Raw genomic sequence first — 21,837 nt, 5'->3', positions numbered from 1 at the left:
TTACCACATTACGCGCCCTTCCCACGCTGCATGCTTTGCATTCTCGGAAGCATTCGATACATTCTCGGAAGATGAGGGTGGCGAGTGTGTTCGAACGATCGATGGGGCCGTTGAATATTGATCTTCTTGTCCTGCCGGACACGAACCTGATCTTGCTCGCCTCCGTCATAGAGCCGTTGCGTGGCGCCAACCGCATTTCTGGCAACGAGCTCTATCAGTGGCAGATCTTCAGTCCCGATGGTTTACCGGTTACCACGACCAGCTCTATTGCTATTCCGGTGCAAGGGTCTTTGGCGACAGCAGCAAGCAACTCTCCGCTTTTCGTCTTGGCGAGCTACAATTGGCGTCAAAGCGCAACATCCTCGCTGAAGAGGCAGCTTTCGCATGCCGCACGACATCGCCCGCTGATCGCAGGCATTGAATCCGGGACATGGCTACTCGCCGAGGCATCGTTGCTGGACGGTTTATCAGCGACGGTGCATTGGGAAGATTACGAGGATTTTGCGTTAGCCTATCCCAATGTATCCTCGGTCAAAGACCGTTATGTCATCGATGGGAAGCGGTTGACGACCTCGGGATCCTTGCCGACCGTCGATTTGATGCTCGAGTTGATCCGCCATCGCCAGGGATATTCGCTTGCCCTGGAGGTCAGCAGGCTGTTTCGCTACGAACAACGCCAGTTTCATTCGGAAGATCGTCAGCCGTCAGGCACGGCAACGCGATGCGAGGACGATCGCGTCAGCAAAGCGCTCCATTTCATGGAAGAAAATATCGAACAGCCGCTCCTTCTTGAAAAGCTTGCTCGAAAGGTAGGCGTCAGCGCTCGGCATCTACAGGATCTTTTCCAAGCTTCGATCGGTGCGTCACCGCATGAGCATTATCTTGCCTTGCGGTTGAATGCTGCCAGACGAAGGGTCATCGAGACAAACTTTCCATTTGCGGATATCGCTGCGGCGACAGGTTTCAATTCAGCCTCGGCGTTCTCGCGATGTTACAAGCAAAGCTATGGCGAGAGCCCAACGGAAACGCGGGCACGGCTGCATCACCGGGTCAGAGCCCCGGGGGTAAGAGCATAGGCTGGAACGCCTCTCGCAACATCTCTGCGAGTTCGCGGACGGCTGCACTTGAGCGAAAGCTGTTGCGACGCAAAACGACCCTCGAATTATCGACCGGTAGAAAGCCGTCTTCCCGGGTCAGTTCCCGGCAGCCCGCGGGAATGTGGCTACGGGACAGTGTCGTGATCGCAAGACCTGCAGTGACTGCGTTCTTCAGTCCCGAACTCGTATCGGCTATAAAGGCGATACGATAATCGCGGCCCATTTTCTGTAATGATTTTAAAGCAAAATCGCGCGCCCAATCAGAGTCGCGGTAGGTTGCAATCGGCAGCGGGCTGATATCTTGCAGCCGGTGAACGATCGAGGTTACCCAGACCGTCGGATCAATACACAGCACTTCGCCGTTGGTCCGGTCTCCCCAATCGAACACAACGGCGAGATCGAGTTCATTGCGCTCGAGCGCGGCGATATTGCGCGCGGTGTAGTCGCAGGAGATCGTCACCTCGACAGCGGGGTGGCGCACCGCAAAAGCAGCAAGCGCAGCCGGCAGGACATTTTCGCTATATTCTTCTGGAATCCCAATACGAACCGGACCATCCAACGGCTTGCTGCGCACAGTCGCAGCCGCCTCACTCAGAAGATCGATAATGCGCCGCGCGTAGGGAACAAGCAGCAAGCCCTGCGGAGTTAAGACGACGCCACGCGCGCCGCGTTCGAACAGGGTTTCACCGACCGCGTCCTCCAGCCTTTTGATGGCAGTGCTGACAGCAGATTGCGTTCTGCCAATGCGAAGTGCAGCCGCAGAGAAATTCGCAGTCTCCGCGACGATGAGGAATGTGCGCAGAAGATCGCTTTCGAGAGGAGGACGCATGCTCCAAGCCATAGATTATTTCGATGACAGGTATCTCAACTATTTGTTTGCCTAATGTCAAATCTTCGTCCATAAAAGAGATGCGTTCATTTCCTCCTTCGAGAACAAATTCATGAGCAGTCTGCAGCTTGCAGGGCAACTTGACCTCCGTGAGCGACACAGGGGCATGATGCTGGTTTTTGGCGCCACCCTAGCCTGGAGCGCCAGCGGCGTCTATTCCCGGCTATTGACCATTGATGTCTGGACGGCGATTGCCTGGCGTTCTCTCTTCGGCGGACTGTTCCTCATCATTCCCTGCCTCTTCTTGGAAGGGGGCATCTCGCGTCGTCAATGGCGGTCGGTTTTCCACCCGTCTGGCCTAGCGATGATTGCCTGTCAAACGATCTGTCAGATTTGCTTTATCGGCTCGCTCTATACGACAACGGTTGCAAATGTCGCGCTGATTTACGCGACCGCACCGTTCATGGCAGCATTGCTTGGTTATGTGCTGCTCAAAGAAAAGGTTGGGCGTCGAACTTTGGTGGCCGGTGCGGTCTCGCTGCTCGGCGTCGTTGTGATTGTCGCTTCGTCGATTGGCGGCGGTACGGGGCTTGGCGATCTCTTGGCTCTGATCATGACGCTTTGTTTTGCCTTGATTATTACCATTCCGAGGATGAGTCCTGGTGTGCCGAGCTTGCCGCCGACGATTGTCAGCGCGTTTTTAACTCTACTCCTCTTTGCACCCTTCAGTTCGGTCGGATCTATCGATCTTTACAATTGGATCGTTCTGGCAGCGTTTGGCGCCACGAATTTTGCACTGGCGCTCGTTCTTTTTCTTGCCGGCGTTAAACGAATGCCGTCTGCCGAAGCGGCACTCATTGGTACCATCGAAATCGTTCTGACACCGCTTTGGGTATGGATGATTTTTGCCGAACGGCCGCCGCTTGCAACCTGCCTTGGGGGAGCGGTGATCTTTGCCGCAGTGGTATGGCACACGGCCAGCAATCTACGCAGCGGTCCGATCAAGCGCCTTGCGTTCTCCTGAGGTTGTAGCCTTCGGCCTCTAAATGAACGGATCGTCGGCCCGTGAAACACCCAAGAGGTTCGCGACGTAAGCGCCGATTGCGAGCGACGCTGTGAGCCCGGGACTTTCAATGCCGAAAAGGTTGATGAGCCCACGCACACTATGCTGATCAGGGCCATCGATCCGAAAATCCGGGATGGGCGTAGCCTGATCGTGGATTTTTGGGCGGATGCCAGCATAGTCCGGGATCAGGGCGCCATCGGGGAGGGCGGGCCAGTACCGCCGGACCGCTTTGTAGAAGCTCGCGGCTCGCTTGAGATCGACGCAAAGGCTGTCGTCGCTTCCAACCCATTCCACATCAGGCCCAAACCGGCAGCGGCCTGCAAGATCAAGAGTGGCATGAACGCCAAGTCCAGCAGGATCGGGCATTGGATAGATGAGGTGGCGAAAGGGCTGTCGACCGGAGAGCGAAAAATAGTTGCCCTTGGCAAACCATTGCCCCGGGATCGCCTGCCTATCCAGCCCCAGTGTCTTGCTCGCAAGTTGCTGAGCCCCATGACCAGCACTGTTGATGACAAATCGCGCTTCGATATCGACCGGCTCTTCGCCGCCGCAGGCGACCACATGGCCTGCCATTGCTGTCTTAATCGCCAAAGCCGGCGTCTTGAACGCGATAACACCACCATTTGCTTCAAAATCGCCCTGCAAAGCGAGCATATAAGCGTGGCTGTCGATAATGCCGGTTGACGGTGAAAAGAAAGCTGCCGTGCAGGTGAGTTCGGGTTCGAGCTCTCCAATCTCACTTGGTGATAGACGAAGAAGATCTCTAACGCCGTTGTCCAATGCGCTGGCCGCAATGGCCTCAAGCTTAGGCCGCTCCTCATCGTTCACGCAGACCAGGAGCTTGCCGATACGCTCTGCTTTGATGCCTCTTGCCTTACAGTAGGCGTAGAGCGCCTCGCGACCTGCGACGCAGGTGCGCGCCTTGATAGACCCCTTCGGATAATAGAGGCCGGCATGAATGACCTCCGAATTGCGGGAAGAGGTGATAGAGCCTATTTGATCAGTTTCCTCGAGGATCACGGTTTCTAATCCGGCCAAGGACAATGCGCGCGCAATCGAAAGACCCATAACTCCAGCGCCGATGACGACAGCGTCAACTTTTAAGCGATCCATCTAACACCCATCGAAGCTACCAGCCGGTTTGAGAGCATGATCAAAACCGATCCAGGCGATAGCGGACCCTATATCATATGGCGGTCATCATCATATCAACCTGGTCTGATAGATTTGCCCATAAGCACAGCCTCTCAAGCGATGAGCCTGCCTTCTCGATTTTTTGAGACGCCATTATCCGCCCTGACGTTTCGCGTGTTCGGGCGGGACTTCAGTCGGATAAAGATGAGACCTTGGTCCAGTAGGCGGACTGCCTGCCGAGCTCCACATCCTCTGGAAAATATTAAGGAGGATTAACCATGCTTTGGTGGGCGTTTTTGATCTATGTCGCGATCATGACAGCGATAGGCTTTGTGCTCCTGTTCCTTGTCGCGCGAATCTATGTCCAAACGAGGCTTGCGCGCAAAAGAGGCCTGCAAGAGATGCCTATGGGTTTTTCGGCGCAATCAAAAAGCGGGCAGTAAGATAAACAGCCAGCGAGACCTAAGTCGCAAGCTCGCCGGAAACGTCTAAAGGGGCTACTGCAACTGCAACAGGATGATGCAACGAAGCGCTCGCCGCCGCCGAGGCGTTGTAGCGAGGGCGTCCCCTATCGCGTCCTATGCCTAGCCGCCCAGCGGATGATCGCTCCTTCCTGATTTTAAAGGTGCTGTTTTATTTTTGCAGCACTGGACAAATCTTGCCTCTTTTAAGGAACCGAATCTTGCCTAGTTCGTATAGCGGCAGAGGGAAATAATTCTTCGATAGTGAAATGATGTATTTCAGACCTGGCAGACCGACCGGCGCCATTGCCGACCATGCGGCCCGGATCACTATGCGAACGGTCGATTAGGAGTTTTGATGGTTTCTGAGGTTGCGCGCTCTACGGATGGACCAAGCAGTGTCGATGAACTGACGCCGGAGCAGTTGGAGGCAGCGCGGAAGAAGTTTCTTCTAAAGCGTTTTTGGATGAGCGCACGAAGCTACTGGAGCCGCATTGGTGACGGGCTGGCATGGCCCGCTTCGATCGGGCTCCTGATTTTGATCGGTGCAAATGTCGGGTTTCAGTATGGAATCAATGTCTGGAACCGCGGCCTTTTCGATGCAATTGAGCAGCGCAATTCTGCAAATGTCTATTATCTCGGGTCTCTTTTCCCACCCTTGGTGTTGGGTAGCGTCGCGCTTGTCACCAGCCAGGTTTACGTCCGCATGCTTATCCAAAGACGTTGGCGGTCTTGGCTGACGAAGTCCTTGATCGGACGTTGGCTCGCCAGTGGACGCTACTATCAGCTCAACCTTATTGGCGGCGATCATCAGAACCCGGAGGCCCGCATTTCGGAAGACATGCGCATTGCAACCGAGGCGCCCGTCGACTTTGCTGCAGGCGTGATATCGGCCTTCCTTTCAGCCTCGACATTCATCGTCGTTCTGTGGACGATCGGCGGTGCGCTGACGCTTACGATCTCCGGACTGACGATCACCATTCCGGGCTTCCTTGTGATTGCGGCTGTCGCCTATGCCGTCATCACATCGAGTTCGATCGCCTTGATCGGACGCAATTTCGTGCGGGTGTCCGAAACAAAAAACCAAGTTGAAGCTGAGTTTCGATATTCTCTCACACGCGTACGCGAAAACGGCGAGAGCATCGCACTGCTTGGTGGAGAAGAGGAAGAACGCGACGACCTCGACAGACGATTTTCCGCGGTACGCAAGCAATGGCGCCTGCTCGCCAATCAATATATGCGAACGACGCTGGTTTCTCACAGTTCGATGCTGATTGCGCCTGTCGTGCCCGTGCTGCTCTGCGCCCCCAAATTTCTGGATGGCAGCATGACATTGGGCCAAGTCATGCAGGCAGCTTCTGCCTTCACCATCGTTCAGGGTGCATTCGGATGGCTCGTCGACAATTATCCGCGCCTTGCCGACTGGAATGCCTGCGCGAGGCGCGTTGCGTCCTTGATGATGTCCCTCGATGGGCTGGAACATGCGGAAAAGAGCGATGAGGTCGGACGCATCAAGCGCGACGAAACGACCGGAAATACCGTCCTCAGCCTGAACGATCTATCGGTGTCTCTAGGAGACGGCACGGCTGTCGTCAAAGAGACGCAAGTTGAAATCGAGCCCGGCGAGCGCGTCCTGATCGCAGGCGAATCCGGTTCCGGCAAGAGCACCCTTGTACGCGCCATCGCCGGTCTTTGGCCGTGGGGCGGTGGCAGTGTCAACTTCCATCCGGACCACCAGCTCTTCATGCTTCCGCAAAAGCCTTATATCCCAACCGGCACGCTGGCCCGGGCCGTGTCCTATCCGCGTCCGGCGGATAGCTGGCCGAATGAAGAGATCGAGATTGCTCTCGACAAGGTCGGTCTTGGACATCTTGCCGAGAAAATTGAAGAAGACGCTCCGTGGGATCACACGCTGTCGGGTGGCGAAAAGCAGCGATTGGCCTTCGCACGCCTCCTTTTGCACAAGCCAAACATCATCGTCCTGGACGAGGCGACATCAGCGCTCGATGAAAAAACGCAGGACAAAATGATGGAGATGCTGGTGGACGAACTGCCGGATGCGACAGTCCTTAGCGTTGCCCATCGTGTGGAGCTCGAAGCTTTCCATACGCGCAAGATCACCCTTGAAAAGCGCGAGGGTGGCGCAAAGCTGGTCAGCGACGTTGGCCTCATGCAGCGGCGCCGGAAGAAAAATCCGCTCTCGCGCCTCATCAAAAAGTCTCGTTTGCGGGAACGGCCGGCGACAGCTCCCTAAGGCAAGCTCGCTCTCTTTTTCCCCGCAACGCGCGTTCTTATCCGAGGAGCATTCGGATATGCTCGTTGAGGAACCGTCCCTGCGGATCGAGTTCGCGACGAAGTGTCCTGAAATCATGCGCTCGAGGATAAAGCTCGGTCACATCGTGGGTGTCGAGAAAATGCATCTTGCCCCAATGAGGTCGCGAGTTATAGCGGCGCAGGATGAGGTCGACGTCGCGCAGGAACGGCCAGTAATCGATACCGGGTCCGCCCGATACCGACAGGGTAATGCTGTCTTGATGGTAAAATGGGCTCATCCAGGCAGGGTCACCGGCGGTAAACCGGTATTCGATTGGATAAATGCAGTTCGTATGCTTGTTGAGCATCAAGTCCCGTACGGCTCTGACTGCGTCTTTCCCATGTTCGAGCGGAACTGCATATTCCAGCTCGACAAAGTTGGGGACATATTCGATCGGATAAACGTCTGAACTATAGGCGATTTTCTCAAACCCGTTCTCCATCGGTTCCGCTGTAGTGATATCCATGACTTTCATCTCACAGACATCGGCTTGCTTATCGGTGCTTGACACTGGCGTCGTGTCGGGAAGGCAATAGAGATGACGACTTTCCGGCGTCGGGCACCAGAAAAAGCCGAAATGCCGGTGATTTGCCGCCAGTTCGTCATGTCGCTCCATGCATGTTTCGAAATCGTCTCGCCAGAGCTTTTCATGGAGGCGGTAAGCGTCCATCACGTTGAGCGTCATGGACGAAATAATGCCGAGAGAACCGACAGAAACTTGCGCGGCATGAAGCATTTCCTGATCGCTGCCATCGATGTCGAGCACGTCGCCGGTCGCCGTGACAAGTCGCATGCCGGCGATGGAGGATGCAAGATTGCCGAGTTTCAGCCCTGTTCCGTGCGTACCCGTCGTGAAGGCACCAGCAACAGCTTGGCTGTCGATATCGCCCTGATTGATCAGCGATAGGCCGTGTTCTTTAAGTGTCTTGCCGATCTCATTGATGCGGGTGCCGCCAGCAACGGTAATCTGTTTGCGCGCGCGATCGATTGACTGAACGCCTCGCAGCTTTTCGAGGGACAGAAGCAATCCGCTCGTTCCGACAACAGGCGTGAAGGAATGGCCGGAGCCGGATACCCGAACGGGAAGATCTTGTTTTGCCGCCTCCGCGACAAGTTCGCAAACTTCGTCCTCCGTTTCCGGTGCTGCTTTGAACTGAGAAACGCAATATTGATTGCCAACCCAATTGCGCCAGAGTCCACCTTTTTCCATTGCCATGTCTTGCCCCTCATACGGCCGTAAAGCAATTATCGACAAACAAATGCGTGCCGCTGACGAAGCTTGCATCGTCACTGGCGAGATAAAGCGCCGCTTTGGCAACCTCGTCCGGTCGGCACATCCGACCTTGTTGCGCCATGATCGCTGCATCGGATACATCAACGCCATATCGCGTGAGTTCTTCGACTTCTCTGCGACCGTGCGGGGTTTGAATAAAGCCGGGGCACACGGCGTTGCAGCGAATGTTGCGATCGCGGAATTCGACGGCGATTGCTCGCGCAAACATATGGCAGGCGCCCTTTGTAGTGTCGTAAAGAACTTCCATTGGCGTGGCTGCGACGGCCGATATCGATGAGGTGCAGACGATCGATCCACCTCCGGCAGCGATCATCTGGGGCAACACTTCCCGCGTCATGAGGAACATGCTGCGCACATTGATTGCCATGAGGCGGTCCCACTCATCGAGGCTCGTTTCCAGAAAGGGTTTCACGACAATTGTGCCCGCATGGTTGAACAACACCGTGATACGACCAAGATCGTGGCTGATCGCGCTGACCGCAGATTTGACCTCTCCTTCATTGGACACATCCGCAGCAGCAAAGGCCACGCGATATCCTTCCTGGCGCAAGCGTGCTGCGACCGCTTCTCCTTGGCTTGTTGGCAAATCGACGATGCCCACAGCAGCACCCTCACGCGCAAAGAGCTCGCTCGCTGCGAGCCCGCAACCTCCAGCGCCGCCACTGATGAGAGCGACCTTTCCTTCCAATCGACCGGCCATTCGTTCCCTCTTTCGCGGTTTTTATCTCATTGTCCTGTATTCGCTTCACCCGTTAAGGCGAGTGCTTGCGCTCATAACAAAGCCCATACTGACGCAGAGTCAGTAAGCCGTCCATATTTCCGTGTACTGAGTTTTACCCAATCAGAGACTTGACGAAGTGCAAACTGGATGATTGGATAATTGGATACAAAATGAGATCCAATTTGATTTATGTCATCCGTTTTGCCAACCAGCCTTGCAAACACTGCCGAACAAGAAGCCTATCTTTATCTGCAGCACGCACTTCGGACCGGACGTTATAAGCCGGGAGAGCGGTTGATTTCAGAAGAGATTGCTGCCGAAATTGGCATGAGCCGCATGCCCGTGCGCGAGGCCTTTAGACGCCTTGCCGCCGACGGTCTCGTCACGCTTCGCCCGAACAGAGGTTGTGTCGTGGCAGGGCTTAGCTTCGATGAGCTTTATGAGACATTCGAAATACGTTCTGTCTTGGAAGGCTTGGCTGTCCGCCTCGCGACACCAAAAATGACGGAAGAGCATTTTGAAGAGCTTGAGCGCTTGCTGGATCGCATGGAGCGGGCAGGGCACAGCGGTAGCAGTGACTGGGTTTTACGCCATCAGGAGTTTCACTCTGCGATCTATACGCTGAGTGGGCGCCCCAAACTCATTCGCCAGATCTCTGCGCTGCACGTGGTCATCGAGCCCTACATGCGCATCTGGTTCGATTATGTGAATAAGCCGCTTTCAGCCCGCGAGGAGCACGATCAGCTCATTAAGGTTCTGGCACTCAAAGATTGCGCCAAGGCAGAAGAGGTGATGCGCAAGCATATTCTCGAAACTGCGCCGACGCTTGCCAACTATGTGAATTCCGGCAGGCCTTAAAGCCTTCCGGTCGGTTGTCTGAAGCCGGGGATACATCCGGCAAGGACGGGGAACAGCCGCCAAAAGCGGCACAAAAACAAGAGGAAAACCATGATGATTCGTCGCATGGCCGCGCTCGCGGCTGCTTTCTCGATGCTGACCTATAGCTCGATGAGCTTGGCTGAGGACGCGCCAAAAGAGATCAAGATCGCGACCGAAGGGGCTTACGCGCCTTGGAACTTTACCAATGCCAATGGGAAACTTGACGGCCTTGAAATAGACCTTGCCAATGATCTGTGCGCGCGCATGAAAATTAAGTGCACGATCATCGCACAGGATTGGGACGGTCTCATTCCTTCCCTGACGGTCGGTAAGTTTGATGTCATCATGGCAAGCATGTTCATCACGCCCAAGCGCCTGGAAACCATCGATTTCACAAAACCCTATTCGGTCGATCCGTCCGGCTTTGCGGTGGCGAAAGATAGTGATCTTGGAAAAATTGGCGCTTCCTCAGCGCGGTTCAAACTAGAAGATCAGGCTGCAACCGCCGCCGAGATCGAGAAGCTGAAACCGCTTCTCAAAGGCAAGGTAGTTGGGGTTCAGGCTGCGACCTCCAATCTCGAATTCCTGAAGAAATATTTCGGCGATACGATCGAAATCCGGGAATATAAGACGATTGAACAGCATGACCTCGATCTCGCGGCTGGCCGCATCGACGCCGTTTTCGCGCAACAGACGGCGCTCGCGGCGGCGCTCGCAAAGCCCGATCTTGCGGACTACACGATTGCCGGACCTGGTTTTGTCGGCGGCGTCTTTGGTCTTGGAACTGGCGCCGGCTTAAGGAAAAGCGACACGAAGCTGAAAGAGATGTTCAACACGGCGATCGACGCGGCCATCGCAGACGGCACAATCAAACGTCTGTCAGAAAAATGGACCGGCATCGACGTGACGCCCGTCAAGTAAAAAACGCAACCTTGTGCGGCCGGTCCTTGTCCTAGACCCCGGCCGCATCATGCTCACCAGAGGTCTGTGTATGCTGGCAAAACTCTATTTGCTCGGCTTTGGCGATGAAGGATGGGGCCTTTCTCTCCTTGTTACCGCCGCCGTTACCCTTTTGCTGTCGATCACTGGCTTCCTGATGGGTACTGTGTTTGGAAGCCTTGCTGCAGCAGGGCGCTTGTCCTCCTATCGTCTGCCGAAGACCTTAGCTTATTGTTACGGAACCGCCTTTCGCGGCGTGCCGGACCTTCTGACCATCTATCTGTTCTATTACGGCGGCAGCGTTGCGCTGACCGCTCTTGCCGGTTTTTTTGGGTCGACGCAATTTATTGGCCTTCCGACGTTTGCAACCGGGGTCGCCGCAATCGGCATCATTTCTGGGGCCTATCAAAGCGAAGTTTATAGAGGCGCCTATCTTGCTATAGACCAGGGGCAATTCGATGCGGCACGATCTCTTGCACTGCCGCGTTTTCAGATGCTGCGACTGGTGATCGCGCCTCAACTCGTGCGTCACGCAATTCCAGGTCTCAGCAATGTTTGGCAGCTCGTTTTGAAGGACTCCGCGCTGATTTCGGTTATCGGGCTCGTCGAATTGATGCGCCAAGCCCAGATCGGCGCAGGATCGACGCGAGAACCGTTCATTTTCTACCTGGCTGCGGCAGCTCTCTATTTTCTGATGGGAAGCATCACCAACCAGATTTTTCGTCTGATGGAAGCGCGCACTGCTCGTGGATTTTCCCGCTCATGATCGATGTCCACTTCTTCTTGAAGATCATCCCGACATTGCTGTCCGGCTTGCCACTCACGCTGCAATTATCCGCAGCGTCAATTGTCTTCGGATTAGTGCTGGCCCTCACTCTTGCGCTTGCGCAGCTGCAGGCACGCTGGTTTGTCGTTTGGCCCATTCGCGGTTTCGTCGCCGTATTTCGCGGTACGCCATTACTCGTGCAGATTTTCCTGATCTACTATGGTCTTGGCCAATTCCGACCCTCGCTGCGCGCAATTGGCTTATGGTGGCTGTTCCGTGAGCCATACTGGTGCGCGATCTTGGCCCTGACCCTGAACACGGCGGCCTATGGCAGCGAGATCTTTCGCGGCGCCATTCGTAACGTTCCGCAGGGCCTCGCAGAAGCGGCTCTGTCACTCGGCATGTCACGCTTGCTCACGCTTCGCTTTGTGATCCTCCCGCTTGCGTTCAGGCAGGCGCTTCCAAGTTATAGCAACGAAGTTATCCTGATGATCAAGGGAACATCTTTGGCTTCAATCATCACATTGATGGAGGTCACTGGGATTGCTCAAGGTCTGATTTCCCAAAGCTACCGGGCAATAGAAGTCTTCATCGCCGCCGGCGGCATCTATCTCACGTTGAATTTCACAATCGTTCACTTGTTCACAATGCTTGAGACCAAGCTAACCCCATATCGCATTCGCGCCTGACATCTGCTGGTAGGCGCCATTCAAGGAAGCAATAGCATGCGCAATTTCGAAATTCCGACACGCTCCGTAGCTGTCTCCACCAACGCCATGGCTGCCAGCTCCCACCCTTATGCAACCTTGACCGCAATCAACATCTTGCAAGCGGGCGGTAATGCGATGGATGCGGCAATTGCCGCTTGTGCCGTCCAATGTGTGGTCGAACCAGGATCGACAGGCATCGGGGGCGATTGCTTTGCACTCTATGCACCGAAGGGTGGGGAAGAGGTGATCGCCTTTAACGGTTCGGGCCGCACGCCCAAAGCATTGACCATCGATTGGTTTGAAGAGCGCGGTCTGACGGAGGTCCCTCGACAATCTGCAGCAGCGGTCACCGTTCCGGGCGCTATCGACGCTTGGACGCGGTTGCACGCGGATCATGGGCGTCTGCCCTTTGCAGATATCCTTGCGCCCGCCCTCGGCTATGCCAAGAACGGCTATGCGGTGACGCCGCGCGTCCATCGAGACTGGTCACTGGAAGAAAATCTGATCGCTGCCGATCCTGCTGCCGCTGAGATATTCTTGCGCGACGGTCGCGCCCCGCAAATTGGCGAAATTCATAAACAGCCGAAACTTGCGGCAACGCTGAGCCGGATCGCCAATGAGGGTCGCGATGCCTTCTATCGCGGTTCTATCGCGGCAGAGATGGTCGAACGCCTCCGCTCAGCCGGCGGGCTGCATACACTCGAAGATTTTGCTGAGGCTAGCGGGGCTTATGTCACCCCGGTCACGACCTCGTTTCGAGGGTGCACAGTCCATGAGTGCCCACCTAATGGCCAAGGCGTTATAGCGCTTTTGATCCTCAACATTCTCTCCCAGTTCGATAATTCGCTCGATCCGACCTCGGCCGATCGCCTTCATCTTGAAATTGAAGCAACGCGCCTTGCCTACGCAGCACGCGATGCCTGGCTCGCCGATCCGGAGGCAGGCGAGGTCCCGGTCGACGAACTTTTGTCCGAGGCGTTTGCGGCTCGCCTTGCCAAGATGATCGACCTCAAGCGCGCGTTGACGGAACTTCCCGATTTCGAGCTGCCGCTGCATCGTGACACTGTCTATATTACAGTCGTGGATTCCGAACGAAACGCTGTCAGTTTCATCAATTCCATCTTTGATAGTTTCGGGACAGGCATTGTTGCGCCTCAGTCGGGCTTCCTCTTCCATAACAGGGGGCAAAGCTTCTCCTTGAAACGCGGTCATCCAAACATGGTTGGTCCGCGCAGAAGGCCGTTACACACCATCATTCCGGGGATGGTGACGAAGGATAACCAGACGGTCATGTCGTTCGGGGTTATGGGCGGCTATTATCAAGCCATGGGACATGCGCATCTGATTTCCAAAGTCGTTGATTACAAGATGGATCTTCAGGAGGCTATCGACCTTCCACGCCTCATCCCAGTCAGCGGCAAGGTGCCGCGCGTCGAAGCGGAACAAACCTTATCAGCTGACATTGTCGAGGCGCTGACGGCACGGGGTTTTCAAATCGTTCCGACGCCCGATCCGATCGGTGGCGCACAGGTCATCCGCATAGACTGGCGCAACGGAACTTTGATGGGCGCTTCGGAATCGCGAAAAGACGGAATTGCGCTCGGCTATTAAATCGCTGCTGATGCCATCCTCGATCGGGCGCAAGTCTTCTGCTTTTGGCCCGATCGGCTTCAGGTGAGATCGACCGGCAAGCGCGGATTTTCCGGCGCGTTGCCGAGTTCGGAGCGCTTGAGCCTTTTGGGGCGCGACCATTCCAGACGGGCGGTCTCGCTGAGAGCGAGGCCATGGCCCGGGCGATTTGGGGCATAGGCAAAGCCATTCTTGATTTCGATCGGCTGCTCGACGAGATGATCGAAATTCTGGAAAGAATATTCCAGCCATTCGACCTCGGGAAGCGCCGTCGCCATATGCACGCCGACCTCAAGGAAGGTGTTCCCGAGGCTCACGGGAATACCAAGTTCAGCGGCGAGCCAACCAATCCGCATAACATCCGTGACCTGACCATGAACGTTAAGGAGGTCGGTTCCGAAATTTTCCATCAGCAGTCGCTTTCCGTTAGCGTCGAGGTATTCGCCACTGTTGATCTGCGTCCAATTGACGGCGTGACGAAGTGTCCGCAGCCCCTCAAAGTCATGCCGAAGAATGGGATCTTCGACCCACAAAAGCTCGTGACCGGCATCACGGATTGCCGTCAGCTTGACCAAAGCCTCCTTGGAATTCCAGGCCTCGTTAGGATCAATCATGATCTTCGATCCGGCTGGGACGACCTTCTTGAGGAGGTCGAGACGGCGGAGGTCACGGTCGAAGTCAGGATGACCAACCTTGATCTTGAAGGCATCGTAGCCGATGCTCGCCGCGTGCGAAAATAAAGCGCAGAAAGCCTCATCACTCAGATGGAAGTCGAGACCGCTTGCATAGGCGCGCACACGGTCGCGACGGCTTCCCAGCATTTTGTGAAGAGGCAGCCCGGCCTCTTTCGCTGCGAGATCCCACAATGCGACCTGAAGTGCTTCGTGGAAAGGCAAGGAGAATGCCCGTTGATTGCCGCCGCGAGGACGGCTGACCCGATGGACGAGGCTGATGGCCTCCTGTCCAACGAGCGAAGGCCAAACCTCGTTCTCAAAAACAGCTTCGATCTCAGCCTGATCGGGCAGGGGATGAAAAAGTGTTTGGATGAAGCCAAGCCCGGTTTGACCAGTTTGACTCGTCAGCTCAAGGGCGGCCACATTAACGTCATCGGCACGCACCTGACTGTCGCCAATTACTCTGTCGCGGGCAAATTGAAAACGGGTTATACGGAACTCGGCTATGGGCATGGTATCGCTCTATGATCGACCAAATTGATTTACTGATCTATCAGAGGTAATATCTGACCGATGAAAAAATCGCAAGCGCGCAAATCGAAAACAGACGAGAGCGACTCGCCCGCGGCTCGTCTCAGTGATGTCGCCTATGAGCGAATTTTGGAGAGTCTGTTTGAGAGGAAGGTGCCCGTCGGCGCGTTTATTTCGCAAGGTGAGTTGTCTTCTATCGTCAATGTTCCCGTTGCGCCGCTTCGAGATGCGCTGCGTATGTTGGAGGCAGAAGGGATACTTACTATTCATCCCCGATCAGGTATTCAATTCGTTCGCCCGGGTCTGGAGTTGACCCGTTCCACCTATCAATTTCGATCAATTATCGAGCGATCGGCTGTGCGGGTCTTTGCTGAAGAGGGGGCTGAAACCGTCATGGATGGCTTGGAAATCAGGCATTCTCGGCTTCTGCGAAAGCTGGAAAAGGATGGGATGACGCCCGAAGCTTTGGCGGAAATGGATCTTCTGGAGCTTGAGCTTCATGGCCAGATCGTCGCCGCTTTGCGTAATCCTCTCATCGAGACAACGTACAGGCGGATGCACAACTATCTTCGTCTCCTGAGGCTTGAACGCAAGGTTACGCCGCCGATTATCACCCGCACACTCAAGGAGCATTTGGATATTCTGGAGGCATGCTCCTCCCGAGATGCGGATGCTGCGGAAAAGGCTCTCCAGGCTCATTTTCAGGCTGCAATCAATCGCAACCTCGGTCTCTCCTGAGGGAGACAGGACAGTTTTCATCTCTTTTGTTGATGCAATAAGAAAATCCTGATATTCCGAACTGATCGATCAGAAGTATAATCTGATATCTGGGAGGATTTTGGTATGCAGGTGACCAAGCGTGAATTTCTCGTTGTAACCGCCGCGTTGGCACTTGCGAGCGGAATTAGATCGGCGCATGCCGCAGCAGCGATCACCTACTGGCATCACTTTGCCAGTCAGTCGGAAGTGGCGGGTCTCCTTAAGATTATAGACCTGTTCGGCAAAGCCCATCCCGGCATCACGGTCACGCAGGAGAGCATTCCGAATTCAGATTACATGGCAAAGGTTTCATCCGCTGTTGTCGCCGGCGGCAGGCCGGACACGGGAATGGTGATCGCAGAGCGCCTCGCGGATTTGACGGCAATGGGCGCGCTGATCGATATTTCGGAACGTGTCAATGCATGGAAAGGGAAGGCCAACCTTCCAGAGAACCGCTGGACCGGCATGTCGGCAGAGGGCGCGATTTATGCTGTCCCTGCTTATGCCTTTGTTGACTGGATGTATTATCGCAAAGACTACTTTGAGGCAGCAGGTCTGGGTGGACCGCCAAAGACGTTCGATGAATTTGTTGTGGCCTGCAAGAAGCTCACGGATCCAGCAAAAGGCCGTTATGGGTTTGGCATGCGCGGCGGTGCCGGTGCGTTTAAATATGTGATCGATGTAATGGAGGCTTTTGGCTCTCCCATCGTCAAGGACGGGCAGGCCGCGATCGATAAGGCTGCGGCTGTCGAAGCATTGACGTTCTACTCCAATCTTTTTTTGAAAGATAAGGTCGTTCCTCCCAGCGCCCCCAACGACAGCTACCGCCAGATCATGGAAGGTTTCAGGACCGGTCAGACAGCGATGGTCTGGCACCACACCGGGTCACTGATCGAGATATCGAATGCTTTGAAAGCAGGTGAGCAGTTTAGCACGGCTGTGATGCCGGCTGGGCCCAAGGCACATATCGCTCGCGTGGCTTATGCCGGTAACGGCATCTTCAAAGATGATAATATCGATGCGGCCTGGGATTGGGTCAGCTTCTGGGGCGAGAAGGACGCGGCCATCGCTCTTCTCGAGGCAACCGGTTATTTTCCTGCATCTACGGCTGCGCTTGAGGACGACAGGATCAAGAACAACCCCATCTACAAAGCGGCCTCCGCGACGCTTGATTTCGGACGATTGCCGAACGCCTTTGTCGGCGCTGCCGGCTGGTCTGAAAACATTGTCAATCCGGCTTTTCAGTCGATCCTCACAGGTCAGTCGACGCCTGAGCAGGCGGTTGACCGAATGATCGCAGGGTTGGAAGCGGCTTTGAAGTGAGCCAGAACAAACAAGAACGCCGCGCATCGTATCTTAGAGGACGGTCTTTCGCCGTAACCAGATGAACTCTATCCTTCGCCGCGGTCTCCTGACCAAGATCAGCGATTTGTCAGAGACGCGCTACTGGGTTGGTCTCTTGCTATTTCCCAGCTTGATCCTGTTGATCTTGGTGGTCGCTTACCCAACGCTGTACGGTTTTGTGCTCAGCATACGCGAGATGCGCCTGACCAGGCCGGGTCTGAACGGTTGGGTGGGGCCAAAGCACTATCTGGCGATCTTGTCCGACAGGATCTTTTGGATCTCCTTGAAGAATACGGTCATTTGGGTGACCTCAGCCATCGCAATAGAAGTCACTCTAGGGTTTGCAGCAGCACTGGCACTCAACAGAAACCTGCCGGGAACGAGGATATTCGGTGTTCTCATCCTGCTTCCCTATTTTCTGCCGAACGTTGTTGCCGGTCATATGTGGGCGCTTTTGCTTGATCCTCGATTGGGCGTGATCAATGACCTATTGGTTAGGCTTGGCGTCCTTAGCGCTTATAAGGCATGGTTTGCCGATCCCACGACCGCTTTGGCAGCCACGATCCTTGTTGAGGCATGGCATGGCTTCCCGTTTTTTGCGCTGCTATTTCTTGCCGGGTTGAAGGGCATTCCTGAAGATCTCTATAAAGCAGCCGCCGTGGATGGCGCCGGTGTCGCCCAACAGTTCCGTCTGATCACGGTACCCATGTTGAAAACCGTCATCACGGCTGCTGTCATTCTTCGCGTGATCAGCCTCGTAAACTCGCCGGATCTGCTGCTTGTTCTCACTGGCGGTGGACCTGGCAATGCCACGCAGGTGCTCTCGCTCTACGCGTTTCAAACAGCCTATCGTGAATTCAACTTCGGATATGCGGGAGCGCTTTCCGTCGTGATGTTCATCATCCTCATGGCGTTCGCAATTCTTTACATCAGATTTACACGTGTTGCGAAGGAATGATCATGTTCAAGACTAGGATAGCTCGTCGGCGTCTGGGCGATTTTCTGGCCTATGCCGTTCTGTTCTTACTCACGATCTTCTGCCTCGGGCCGATCGTCTGGATGTTTCTGACATCATTGAAAGATGAAGCCGATATCGTGACGTCGAAGATGCAGTATATTCCGCGAGCCGTCACCTTTCATAATTATGCGGCGATCTGGAGCCAATCGAATTTCCCGACTCTCATCAAAAATAGCCTGATCGTGACTGCAATCACTGTGATGATCAGTATCCTCGCCGGCACACCGGCCGCTTATGCTTTTTCACGTCTTTCCTTCAAAGGACGCGAAAAGCTGATGCTGAGCTATCTTCTCGTGCGCATGTTTCCGGCGGTGATGGTGATCATTCCACTTTTTGTCATGATGAGAACCGTGGGACTGATCGATACGCGATTTGGACTTGCCCTTGCCTATACCAGCTTTCTGCTGCCGCTTTACGTGTGGATGCTCAAGGGCTTTTTCGATGCGGCGCCGAAAGAGTTGGAAAGCGCTGCGCGTATCGATGGGTCAACAAGGCTGGGGGCCATGCTTTGGGTAGTTTTGCCGCTTGCGCGCAATGGCTTGGTAGCGAGTTCCGTCTTCATTGCGATTGCAGCCTGGAATGAGTTCATTTTTGCATTGATGCTGACGACAGGTCAGGGGTCGAGGACTTGGCCCGTTGGTTTGCAATTGATGGTGGGTGAGTTTCAATTGCCTTGGGGTGTCCTTGCCGCAGGCGGAATCCTCAGCATTTTGCCGGTCATGATCCTTTTTGGAATCGTTCAGCGTGCGATGGTGCAAGGTCTGACGGCCGGCGCGGTAAAAGGCTAAGGGGGAGAGGATATGGCAAGCCTGTCGATCAGCAATATCAAAAAGTCTTATGGCGCACTAAACGTCCTGCACGGCATCGAGATCCGCGTTCCCGATGGCGGATTTCTTGTGCTTCTCGGCCCTTCAGGGTGCGGCAAATCCACCTTGCTCAACATCATTGCTGGCCTTGATGACCCTTCAGTCGGCGATATCGCGATCGGTGATCGAACCGTCACAGCGCTTGCCCCCAAAGACCGAAACATCGCGATGGTGTTTCAATCCTATGCTCTTTACCCGACCATGTCAGTGGCCAGGAATATCGGCTTTGGTCTTGAAATGCGCGGTGTGTCCGAGCAAGAGCGGAAGTCGGAGATTGCCAAGGCTGCCGAGATGCTGCAGATCGGCCACCTCTTGGATCGGCGCCCGGCAAACTTATCAGGCGGCCAAAGGCAGCGTGTTGCGATGGGGCGCGCTATCGTTCGTCATCCGGACCTATTCCTGTTTGACGAGCCCCTGTCGAACCTTGATGCGAAACTGCGCGTGGAGATGCGTACGGAAATCAAAAGGCTTCATGAACGCCTTGGGACAACGACTGTCTACGTGACGCATGATCAGGTCGAGGCGATGACGCTTGCGACCGAAGTCGCCGTCATGAAGGGCGGCTATGTTCAGCAGCTAGCCGATCCAAGAACCATCTATGAGCGTCCCGCCAATATGTTTGTCGCAGGGTTCATCGGATCTCCCGCCATGAATTTTATTAAGGGCCGCGTTGTCTCAGAGGCGAGCGGCAGCCTTTTCGAATGTTCTGGAGTCAAACTCTCATTGGGTGCCTTGAGTGTCGATGGCTATCATCAAGTCTGTATCCTCGGAGTTCGTCCGGAAGAACTGAAGGTGACATCGACCGTCAATGCTGCGCTGACGGGTGTGATTGATGTTGTGGAGCCGACAGGGCCGGACACGATGGTCACAGTCCTGATTGGTGATCAGCCCATTGTCGCTCGGGTCGAGCCGCGGTTTCGGGGAAGGAGGGGAGACGTCATTCATTTCAATGTGGATCGAGAAAGTATCAGCCTATTCGACGCTGAAACCGAAAATCGCATCGACATCCGGCCGATGAACTAAATCAGATCAGCCGGCGCCTCTTCAACGTATCGGTGACGCTATCTATCAGTTTCCTGCGTCGCCCCTTCCGGAGACCGGGGGTCATAACTTGCCCTTCCAAGGCACAAGCCGCCTTTCCAGGAGACGCATGAGTGCCATGAAGCCGAAGGCAAATGCGGCAATGATGATGAGACCAACGAAAACGACGTCGGTTGCCAGAAAATTCGATGCAGAAAGGATCATGTAGCCGATGCCGGATTGAGCAGCGATCAGTTCGGCCGCCACCAGGGTCGAGAGTGTCGCACCAATCGCAATACGTATGCCGGTGAGCACTTCAGGAAGAGCGGAGGGTAGGATGATCGTCTTGAACAGTTGCAAGCGATTTGCTCCCAACGACAGCGCTGCATTGATGCGCTCCTGCGGAACCGAGCGAACGCCTGCCTGAGCGGCGAAACAGATTGGTGCGAAAGCGGCAAGGCTCAACAAAAGGATTTTGGAACTTTCGCCGATCCCGAGCCAGATAATCAGAAGCGGAAGATAGGCAAGTGGCGGCAGTCCCCAATATATATCAATCGGAACGCTGAGGATGCCTCGGACCCATCGGTTCAGGCCCATGATCAGGCCAATCGGGACACCCAATCCGATGCCGAAAGCAAGCGCGACGGTGATCCGAGCAAGACTGGCGATGACGTGATCGGCGAGCGTCCCATTTGCATAGCCGTCCGAAGCAATTGCTTTGAACTGAACCAGGACCTCGCTCGGCGACGGAAGAAACAGCGGCGAGGCAAGGCGAAACTTGGTTGCCACGACCCAAGCCAGGAAAATACAGATGAAGGTGATGCCGCTAATGGCGAAGGTGTGATCTCTCGATCGTCGAGAACGGGCGCGGCGCGCCTCGCTTTTCTTCGTGACGATTGCTGAGGATGGCTCGGCGAAAGCACTCATATGCTGGATCCTTGATCACGAATACAGGCTGACATGGCGACTAAATCAGGCGGCGCGGCGGCTCGGGGCCGGGCTATGGATGATGGAACGGATCTCTTCGCGCAGGCACACAAACTGCGGATCCGCCTGGATGGGTCCTATGTCACCCGTTGCCGCAAAGCGGCGGACAAAATCTGCCTCATAACGTGCGACGATGCGGCCGGGCCGCGGTGACATCACAAGGATATGCGTGCCCAAGGTCAGTGCTTCTTCGATTGCATGAGTGATGAAAAACACCTGCTTGCGCGTATTTGCCCAAATCGACGCAAGCAGTTGCTGCATTGTTTCGCGCGTCAGACTGTCCAAGGCGCCGAATGGCTCGTCCATAAGAAGAACTTTCGGATCTGTCGCAAGCGCTCTTGCAATACCGACACGCTGGCGCATGCCGCCGGACAGTTCGTATGGAAACTTTTGAGCAAACTCGTCCAGCCCGACCAATGCGAGAAGATCGCGCGCTTTCCTGTGCCGCTCCTTTTTATCGACACCTGCATAGCGCAGACCTAGAGCGACGTTGTCGAGGACCGTTGCCCAGGGAAGAAGCGTGTCCTTCTGGAATACGACGCCACGGTCGCCGCCTGGCTTTGAAATGGGGGCTCCATCCAGAAGGATCTCGCCATCACTTAACGGCGTGAAACCTGCCATGGCGTTTAAGAGGGTCGATTTCCCACAGCCTGAGGCACCAAGCGCCACGACGATGGCATCCGGTGGAATGTCAAAACTTACGGCATCAAGCGCGTGCACGCTTGAGCCGTCAGCTGCGTCAAACCTTACTGTGGCATTTCGAACTTGGAGCATGGCACTATCCTAAAATGCGGCGGAC

General features: G+C 55.1%; 20 protein-coding genes. 13 read left to right on the top strand and 7 right to left on the bottom strand.

Annotated features, from left to right (window positions below; genetic code table 11):
• Positions 1 to 71 precede the first annotated feature (71 nt).
• Positions 72 to 1,076 (top strand): GlxA family transcriptional regulator, encoded by a 1,005-nt coding sequence (locus tag VQ830_RS13210; RefSeq protein WP_337268580.1) that lies wholly within the window; start codon positions 72 to 74, stop codon positions 1,074 to 1,076.
• Here VQ830_RS13210 and VQ830_RS13205 read toward each other — a convergent pair.
• A complete protein-coding gene (locus tag VQ830_RS13205; RefSeq protein ID WP_337268611.1) occupies positions 1,051 to 1,926 on the bottom strand; it encodes a LysR family transcriptional regulator in 876 nt (291 codons plus the stop codon). The genes VQ830_RS13210 and VQ830_RS13205 overlap by 26 nt on opposite strands.
• A 166-nt stretch (positions 1,927 to 2,092) precedes the next feature.
• Between VQ830_RS13205 and VQ830_RS13200 the strand changes: the two genes are divergently transcribed.
• On the top strand, positions 2,093 to 2,950 hold the full coding sequence (locus VQ830_RS13200; protein WP_438617872.1) for a DMT family transporter: 858 nt from the start codon (positions 2,093 to 2,095) through the stop codon (positions 2,948 to 2,950).
• 18 nt (positions 2,951 to 2,968) lie between these two features.
• Here VQ830_RS13200 and VQ830_RS13195 read toward each other — a convergent pair whose 3' ends face one another.
• Positions 2,969 to 4,105, bottom strand: coding sequence for an NAD(P)/FAD-dependent oxidoreductase (locus VQ830_RS13195; protein ID WP_337268578.1), 1,137 nt, complete (start codon positions 4,103 to 4,105; stop codon positions 2,969 to 2,971).
• A gap of 840 nt (positions 4,106 to 4,945) precedes the next feature.
• On the opposite strand from VQ830_RS13195, the gene VQ830_RS13190 reads away from it, so the two are divergent.
• Positions 4,946 to 6,841, top strand: coding sequence for an ABC transporter ATP-binding protein/permease (locus VQ830_RS13190; RefSeq protein ID WP_337268577.1), 1,896 nt, complete (start codon positions 4,946 to 4,948; stop codon positions 6,839 to 6,841).
• A gap of 37 nt (positions 6,842 to 6,878) precedes the next feature.
• Here VQ830_RS13190 and VQ830_RS13185 read toward each other — a convergent pair whose 3' ends face one another.
• Positions 6,879 to 8,117 carry a D-arabinono-1,4-lactone oxidase gene (locus tag VQ830_RS13185; protein ID WP_337268576.1) on the bottom strand — a complete coding sequence of 413 codons (1,239 nt, stop codon included), beginning with the start codon at positions 8,115 to 8,117 and terminating at the stop codon, positions 6,879 to 6,881.
• 10 nt (positions 8,118 to 8,127) lie between these two features.
• Complete coding sequence (locus tag VQ830_RS13180) at positions 8,128 to 8,895, bottom strand: SDR family NAD(P)-dependent oxidoreductase (protein WP_337268575.1); 768 nt, start codon at positions 8,893 to 8,895, stop codon at positions 8,128 to 8,130.
• Between the two features lie 210 nt (positions 8,896 to 9,105).
• On the opposite strand from VQ830_RS13180, the gene VQ830_RS13175 reads away from it, so the two are divergent.
• The 5 genes from VQ830_RS13175 to ggt all read left to right on the top strand — a co-directional run bounded on the left by VQ830_RS13175 (position 9,106) and on the right by ggt (position 13,821).
• Entirely contained in the window at positions 9,106 to 9,774 is a 669-nt protein-coding gene (locus VQ830_RS13175; RefSeq protein ID WP_337268574.1) for a GntR family transcriptional regulator, read from the top strand.
• Between the two features lie 132 nt (positions 9,775 to 9,906).
• Complete coding sequence (locus tag VQ830_RS13170) at positions 9,907 to 10,716, top strand: transporter substrate-binding domain-containing protein (protein WP_438617870.1); 810 nt, start codon at positions 9,907 to 9,909, stop codon at positions 10,714 to 10,716.
• 70 nt (positions 10,717 to 10,786) lie between these two features.
• Complete coding sequence (locus VQ830_RS13165) at positions 10,787 to 11,500, top strand: ABC transporter permease (RefSeq protein ID WP_337268572.1); 714 nt, start codon at positions 10,787 to 10,789, stop codon at positions 11,498 to 11,500.
• A complete protein-coding gene (locus VQ830_RS13160; RefSeq protein WP_337268571.1) occupies positions 11,497 to 12,189 on the top strand; it encodes an ABC transporter permease in 693 nt (230 codons plus the stop codon). Before VQ830_RS13165 ends, VQ830_RS13160 begins: the two co-directional genes overlap by 4 nt.
• A gap of 36 nt (positions 12,190 to 12,225) precedes the next feature.
• Entirely contained in the window at positions 12,226 to 13,821 is a 1,596-nt protein-coding gene (gene ggt, locus VQ830_RS13155; protein ID WP_337268570.1) for a gamma-glutamyltransferase, read from the top strand.
• A gap of 59 nt (positions 13,822 to 13,880) precedes the next feature.
• On the opposite strand, the gene VQ830_RS13150 is transcribed toward ggt, so the two are convergent.
• A complete protein-coding gene (locus VQ830_RS13150; RefSeq protein ID WP_337268569.1) occupies positions 13,881 to 15,026 on the bottom strand; it encodes a mandelate racemase/muconate lactonizing enzyme family protein in 1,146 nt (381 codons plus the stop codon).
• Between the two features lie 60 nt (positions 15,027 to 15,086).
• On the opposite strand from VQ830_RS13150, the gene VQ830_RS13145 reads away from it, so the two are divergent.
• From VQ830_RS13145 to VQ830_RS13125, 5 genes are all read left to right on the top strand, one after another.
• A complete protein-coding gene (locus tag VQ830_RS13145; RefSeq protein ID WP_337268568.1) occupies positions 15,087 to 15,782 on the top strand; it encodes a GntR family transcriptional regulator in 696 nt (231 codons plus the stop codon).
• Positions 15,783 to 15,887: 105 nt separating this feature from the next.
• Complete coding sequence (locus VQ830_RS13140) at positions 15,888 to 17,126, top strand: ABC transporter substrate-binding protein (RefSeq protein ID WP_337268567.1); 1,239 nt, start codon at positions 15,888 to 15,890, stop codon at positions 17,124 to 17,126.
• A 61-nt stretch (positions 17,127 to 17,187) separates the two neighbouring features.
• Positions 17,188 to 18,105: a carbohydrate ABC transporter permease gene (locus VQ830_RS13135; protein ID WP_337268566.1), complete on the top strand. Its 918-nt coding sequence runs from the start codon at positions 17,188 to 17,190 to the stop codon at positions 18,103 to 18,105.
• The gene (locus VQ830_RS13130; protein ID WP_337268565.1) at positions 18,102 to 18,953 is read left to right on the top strand and encodes a carbohydrate ABC transporter permease; all 852 of its coding nucleotides are present in this window, start codon (positions 18,102 to 18,104) and stop codon (positions 18,951 to 18,953) included. Before VQ830_RS13135 ends, VQ830_RS13130 begins: the two co-directional genes overlap by 4 nt.
• Before the next feature lie 12 nt (positions 18,954 to 18,965).
• Positions 18,966 to 20,054: an ABC transporter ATP-binding protein gene (locus VQ830_RS13125; RefSeq protein WP_337268564.1), complete on the top strand. Its 1,089-nt coding sequence runs from the start codon at positions 18,966 to 18,968 to the stop codon at positions 20,052 to 20,054.
• An 81-nt stretch (positions 20,055 to 20,135) separates the two neighbouring features.
• Here VQ830_RS13125 and VQ830_RS13120 read toward each other — a convergent pair whose 3' ends face one another.
• Both VQ830_RS13120 and VQ830_RS13115 read right to left on the bottom strand, forming a co-directional pair.
• On the bottom strand, positions 20,136 to 20,978 hold the full coding sequence (locus tag VQ830_RS13120) for an ABC transporter permease subunit (protein WP_337268563.1): 843 nt from the start codon (positions 20,976 to 20,978) through the stop codon (positions 20,136 to 20,138).
• Positions 20,979 to 21,023: 45 nt separating this feature from the next.
• Positions 21,024 to 21,812: a taurine ABC transporter ATP-binding protein gene (locus VQ830_RS13115; RefSeq protein ID WP_337268562.1), complete on the bottom strand. Its 789-nt coding sequence runs from the start codon at positions 21,810 to 21,812 to the stop codon at positions 21,024 to 21,026.
• Positions 21,813 to 21,837 lie beyond the last annotated feature (25 nt).

The sequence above is a fragment of the Oryzifoliimicrobium ureilyticum genome (genome assembly GCF_037199735.1).
GTDB lineage: Bacteria > Pseudomonadota > Alphaproteobacteria > Rhizobiales > Rhizobiaceae > Rhizobium > Rhizobium ureilyticus.
Note: the sequence above shows the minus strand (reverse complement) of the source record. Positions and strands in the feature narration are given on the sequence as shown.